This is a genomic window from Methanocalculus sp. (assembly GCF_030651615.1).
GTDB lineage: Archaea > Halobacteriota > Methanomicrobia > Methanomicrobiales > Methanocorpusculaceae > Methanocalculus.
Genome location: NZ_JAUSCG010000202.1, coordinates 1 through 6,101, shown reverse-complemented (window position 1 = coordinate 6,101; position 6,101 = coordinate 1). Strand labels below are relative to the sequence as shown.

The following is a 6,101-nucleotide window of genomic DNA, read 5'->3' as shown; positions in this document are numbered from 1 at the left end:
TCAGCAAATAGGATGGTAGCGATGTCTTTTTGTGAGATTATTCCTTTGCGGCTTGGTGTCTTTATTGTGATCCAATTTCAATGATTGGAAATATCATCAGGTAATCCATTCACCACTCGCTTGATCCCATTCTTGATTTGTGCCTCTCCGAAATTTACGATTAACCCGAGGCGTCGGTTAGTAAGGCGAATATAGGTCAGTAATTGCTTCCCATGAACAGGAGCTATTCGTTCCACAGACTTCAATTCTATGATAACCTTATCTTCTACTATGAGATCTGCACGAAAACCTTCATCATACGTTTGACCATCCCAGATAATTGGGATAACAACCTGACGTTGCACACGCAATCCACGCTTAATGAGTTCACGAAAAAGAATGGCTTCATAAACCGATTCCAGCAAACCAGGTCCGAGATTGATGTGTATGTGAAAACACGAATGCACAATAGTTTTTGCAATCGCATTTTCATCAAACATAGTATTATTCAGTTCAGTCATAATAATTCACATAAAATTAATATTTTATATATGATTTTATTTCTGCATCGGTATTTGAAAATCCTTATAATTATCTAGGTAACTCTAAATCCCTTCAAAGAAACGAAAGCTCCATCCCCTCCCCCTTTTCAATTACCAGCCGTGCGATCGCCAGATCCTGTATCGCAAGACCTGTTGAGTCGAAGATCGTGATCGCATCGGGAGAGGATCTGTGCTTTTTGCCGATGACGACCTCCCCAAGGGTGCCTGCAATCCTTTCTGCAGAGTATATGCCTGATCTGATTGGAACATTCACCTCACCTGAGTGAACCGCCTGCTCATAATCGTCCACAAAGACCTCGGCACGGAGAAGAAGGGCAGTGTCAAGCTCCTGCTTACCGAGTGCATCGGCACCGATTGCATTGATATGCGTCCCGTCAAAAATCCACTCCGATCTGATGAGCGGCTCTCGTGACGGTGTCGTCGTTACGAGGAGATCGCAGTCGCATACCTCCTGAATTGTTTTCAGGGCGACTGCTCCATATCCCGGATAAGCAGCAGCAAACGCCTCTGCATGCTCTCTCCTTCTGCTCCAGACGAGCACCCGTTCAATCACGCAGTTTGCTGCTATCGCATTCAGTTGTGCATGCGCCTGCCGCCCGCTCCCGACAAAACCGATGGTGAGGGGCTTTTTTTGTGCCAGATATTTTGCTGCAACTGCCCCCGAAGCCCCGGTCCGCATATCGGTTAAGGCGGTTGCATTGATGATGGCGGTCGGAACTCCTGTCTCCGGATCAATAAGAAGAGTCGTTGCCATGATGGTTGGCAGACCGTGGGAAGGATTCTCCGGGTGAACGTTCACGATCTTCACCCCGGCAAGGTTTATTCCGGGGATGTAGGCCGGCATCGTCCGGAGATCGCCTCTGTTAAAGGTGATATAAATCTTCGGAGGCATCTGGACATTGCCCCGTCCGTGTTCTGCAAAGACCTCCTCGACTGCATGGTTCACTTCCGGGTAGGTGAGGAGTTCATGAGCATCAGGATAGTACTTCATGAAAGGAATCTTACTGCCCGGATATTTTTATGTATCGATATGGCAGGTGTCTGAGATAAGCCATCAGCAGGGATACTATTTCCTGGTTGGGATATATCGTTGAGCAGAATACGACAGGCTGGAACTTGTTTACTTCCGAAACCCGATCTCTAACAGAGACGCCACACTCCGTTCTGTCCCCTTAACCATCCCGACATGAAGGAGAATATCCTTCTCGCTCCCGGCACGGTCAATAAACCTGCATTCATACATGCCGGGTGCCTTCTTCCCCCTGATTCTCCGGGCACGATGGTACTCCATCATCCGTTCAAGATCATCCGGATGGAAGAAGGCGGTCCAGCTCATCCTTCTCATCAGGATCTCGTCAGCGGTATATCCGGAAAGCGTCTCAAATGCCGGGTTCACAAGCGAGAGACTGGTATCGGCCTCGATGATCACCGTTGCCGCAGCGGTGTGCTCAAAGAGAGCGCGGTACATGCTCTCAGACTCAAGCACCGCAAGCTCTGCCTCTTTGATCAGAGTACAGTCCTGCCCGACCGACTGGTACTCATGAAGCCTCCCCTGTTCATCGAAGAACGCCCGGTTGCTCCATCGCTGCCATCGGACTGACCCATCAGGCATTGAAACCCGATGCTCGATCACTGCCTCAGGCTGCTTTGGTGTGAGAGATCTGAAGTGGTTCGTGAGCCTGCCTCTCTCATCTTCCGGGATGCCGGGGGCGAAGCGCGACCCGATGAGTTCATCCTCAGGGATCCCATAGTAGTTCGAGTATGCCCTGTTTGCAAACGTGATGGTCCCGTCTGCTCCACTCCGGCAGATGAGATCCGTCTGAGTCTCGATGACATTTCTGTAGAGTTCTTCGCTCTTTCGGAGGAGCTCATATGCAGTAGAAATCTCATCAAATTGCTGCCTTATCTCCTCCTCAATTGCAAGCAGCTGTTCATAAGACGCCTGAATCTCCAGAGTTTTCTCCTGTAGCTGATCGTCTGCCTTCTTCTTCTCAACTGCATTTCCGATCAGATCAGAGGTGATCCTGAGGAGTGCAACATCTTCCTCTGTCCAGTCTCTCGTAGATTCAACATTATCAAATCCGATGAATCCCCCAAGCTCCTGTCGAATAATGAGGGGTAACACAATCAAAGACTCAATACCCTGCGGCTCAAGGATATCCTTCTCAGATGAGGCCTCAGATGGCAACTCTGACAGAGAACGTATCCGGATATTCTCATTCTTCAAAAGCCTCTCCATCCACCAGGGAAAAAGAGAGCATGAGAGCCCTTTTAAATTATCAATCTCAGGTGGTACTCCATCTGCACACCACTCATGCGTATTGTCCATCTCCTCTTTCTCCTCCCTGTAGAGGAAGATGTAGGATCTGGATGCACCGCAGAAGATACCGATATCTCCGAGTGCCTCATTGATTGCCAGATCCACATCAGATCCTGCAACAAAACGTGAGGATATTCTGGCAACAACCTTCTCAAACAATAAACGGCGTTGAATCTCCTTTTCTGCCTCTTTCTTGGAGATGGCATGCTGAATAGTATTTGAGAGTTCTGCAAACTGAGACTTCGGATCTCCCCCTTTCTGGAGGTAAAAGTCCGCACCGCTGTTTAATGCCTCAATAACCACCTCTTCTCTCCCCCTTCCGGTGAAGATGATGAAAGGGATTGTAGACCCTGCGGTTCGTATACGCTTCAGGAGTGTAATCCCATCCATTCCCGGCATCTGATAGTCGGAGATGATCGCATCATACCTGCTTAAAACAGCATATTCAAGGGCTTCTTCCGGGTGCTCTGTCGTATCAACAATAAGATTCCCGCTGCGTTCAAGGAAGATCTTACCAAGCTCAAGAAGGGGTGCTTCATCATCTACATAAAGGATCTGATGGCGGCATGAGGAAGCAGCAGACATTTATAGTCTTTATTGGTTGATTCAAATGATAAATGATTCTATGATTAAGTCTACCTGATGAACCGATATCACCATCTTCTCACCAGACGATAGAGTACATCTATGCCTGCAGGCTTTCAGTACTTTCGATCCGACTTCACCCCTTCCCCTGTCGATGTCATTCACATGGACCTGTCATTTGATATCTCAGATGATGAAACACGTGTTCTGACATGTTCACTCTTCAAGACAAAGGATCATTCAATTAAGAATCTCCGACTCAATGCAAAGAGCCTGGCGGTGCATTCCCTCCTCTGTCACGGGCGGCCATCTGAGTTCATTGAAGAGGGGGATGCCATCCTCATCACCTTTGCAGATGAGATCCCGCCACAGACTGAGTTTATCATTACAAGTGAGACAGTCTGCCACCCGAGCCGGACACTCCTCGAAGGACTCTACTATGATGAGACACCTGCCGGTGCCCCGCCAACACAGATTACCCAGTGCCAGCAGTGGGGATTCCAGCGGCTTTTACCCTGTATAGATGAGATGACCGCCAAATGCACATACAGAACAACGATCATTGCAGACAAACACTATACCCACCTGATCTCAAACGGGGATATTGCGGTGAAACGACACCGTTTCTCACCGGAACGCGATTCGATCACCTATGAAAATATGAAGACCCCGATGGCACCATACCTCTTCTTCCTTGGCGTCGGGACATATGCATCATTGAGCAGGAGATTCGAGTATCCGTCAGGATCATCATTCAGTCTGGAGCTCCTCTACCCTCCCGGTTCTGATCCGGTTCAGGCTGAGCGGGCACTCGATATCCTTGAAGATGGTATCCTCTGGGTCTACCTCTTCACAGGACCCCATTGTTACGATCAGGTCGAGATTCGCCATGAGATCTATCGACTCTATAAGAAAAGGAGTGAACTTCGATCACGCGGTGCGGAACAGTTGGATCTCGCACAGCTCACTGAACAGATGAAGCAGCTTGACCAGAAGATTGTCTGCGGCTATGCATATACCGGATCTGTGTACCGGGAGATCGGTATGCAGAACTCGGATTTCGGGGGGATGGAGAATGTAGGTAATACAACCATCTCAACCAATCGTCTGATGCCATTCTCCGGGATGACAGATTCAGGATTTGAGTATCTCCTCCGTGTCAAGGTTCACGAGTACTATCATAACTTAAATGGCTCAGAAGTGACAGGGGAGACACCCTTTGAGATCTGGTTAAACGAAGCTGTGACAGTCCATGTCGAACAGCAGTATCATGCCTTCCATTTCGGAGAAGACTATAGCCGACTTCAGACGATCATATCACTCCTTGATCCGGTTAACGGGACATTCGCAAGGGATACGGGAGCTGCGGCTATGCCGATTGAACCGGATGGTTTCAATGACCCTAACGACCTGATCACAGCAGTCACATATATCAAGGCACCCGAGTTTGTCAGGATGGTCGAGTCTATCCTCGGAAAGGAGCCTTTTGGCTGGGCGCTCTCACTCTACCATCGAAAGTTTGCCCATTCAAACGCAAGCAGGGATGACTGGATTGAGTGCATGGAAGCCGTCGGCGGGATAGATCTCAAAGGAATGGCAGAAGGTTGGCTGAAACGCTCAGGTTTTCCGACCGTCAAGGTAACAACAGTGTATGATGAAAAAGATCGCCTCTGCACTCTGCAGCTCCGGCAATCAGGAGGAGAAACGCCCTGGACCTTCCCCTTCCATGGTGCCCTGATGAGAGGTGACGGTGAGGTGATCGAGGACTTTTACCATCTCGTCACCGGTACTGTTTCGACACTTCAGATCGAAGATGTTGACAAACCGGATTATTACTCATTAAACCGTGGCATCTCCTTCTATGGCATCCTCGATTATGCACCTGATGAAGAAGAGCTCTATCTTCAGGCACGGACTGATCCTGATATCGGGGCGCGTTTTGTCGCCTATCAGAAGCTTGTCTCGCAGGAGATGGTGCGACTGATGGAGGATCCTGATCAGAAGCCCTCCCCCGCCTTTCTATCATTGTATATCGATCTCCTCTCAGATGCAGGGCTCATGGAGGGTGCGGGGGCACAATTTCTGACAATTTTTGAAGATGCAGGAGATTCCGCTCTCGCTCATAAGTATATGGCTCTCTATGAAGCAAGGCGAAGACTTGAAGCTGGCATTGCATCTGAAGAAGCACCGATTCTCACGAGTATTTATCGAGCCTATCAGTTGACCGATCATAGATGGCAGTCGATTGAAAGGATGGCAGATACTATTAAAAACCGGCAGGTGAAGAATCTCTGCCTCCGGCTTCTATCCCGTCTTGATACCCCGGCGGTTCATGATATGATCAGGGAGGCGTTCAGAGACGGTGAGACAGCAACCGATCGATTAAGTGCTTATTCACTCCTCATCGCCTCATCTGCCTCTGATCGGATGGAGATCTTTTCGGATATGATGGAGAGGGCAAGAGTCGATCTCGTTGCATGGGAGCAGTTCCTTTTGGCAACTGCCGGATCGGATGCAGATGATCTTATTACTCTCCTGCGTACGATTGAGAGTTCAGGGTACCTCAGAATCGATCAGGCCAACGATCAACGTGCACTATACGGCCGTTTTGCCCGGAACAGGAAATACTCTCTTGAAACCCGGGAGGGCCGCAC

At 49.1% G+C, this 6,101-nt stretch carries 4 protein-coding genes; 1 reads left to right on the top strand and 3 read right to left on the bottom strand.

Annotated elements, in window-relative coordinates; translation table 11 throughout:
- Positions 1 to 77 precede the first annotated feature (77 nt).
- From Q7V06_RS08700 to Q7V06_RS08690, 3 genes are all read right to left on the bottom strand, one after another.
- A complete protein-coding gene (locus tag Q7V06_RS08700; protein ID WP_304840635.1) occupies positions 78 to 500 on the bottom strand; it encodes a GxxExxY protein in 423 nt (140 codons plus the stop codon).
- Positions 501 to 594: 94 nt separating this feature from the next.
- On the bottom strand, positions 595 to 1,533 hold the full coding sequence (locus Q7V06_RS08695; protein ID WP_304840633.1) for an ornithine cyclodeaminase family protein: 939 nt from the start codon (positions 1,531 to 1,533) through the stop codon (positions 595 to 597).
- A gap of 129 nt (positions 1,534 to 1,662) precedes the next feature.
- Positions 1,663 to 3,447: a PAS domain S-box protein gene (locus tag Q7V06_RS08690; RefSeq protein ID WP_304840631.1), complete on the bottom strand. Its 1,785-nt coding sequence runs from the start codon at positions 3,445 to 3,447 to the stop codon at positions 1,663 to 1,665.
- A 102-nt stretch (positions 3,448 to 3,549) separates the two neighbouring features.
- Here Q7V06_RS08690 and Q7V06_RS08685 point away from each other — a divergent pair.
- Positions 3,550 to 6,101: M1 family metallopeptidase (locus tag Q7V06_RS08685; protein WP_304840629.1), on the top strand; the 2,552-nt coding region annotated here is incomplete at its 3' end.

Excerpts from the sequence above, each read along its gene's own strand:
- Q7V06_RS08700 (WP_304840635.1), bottom strand. The coding sequence starts at position 500 with ATGACTGAACTGAATAATACTATGTTTGATGAAAATGCGATTGCAAAA.
- Q7V06_RS08695 (WP_304840633.1), bottom strand. The coding sequence starts at position 1,533 with ATGAAGTACTATCCTGATGCTCATGAACTCCTCACCTACCCGGAAGTG.
- Q7V06_RS08690 (WP_304840631.1), bottom strand. The coding sequence starts at position 3,447 with ATGTCTGCTGCTTCCTCATGCCGCCATCAGATCCTTTATGTAGATGAT.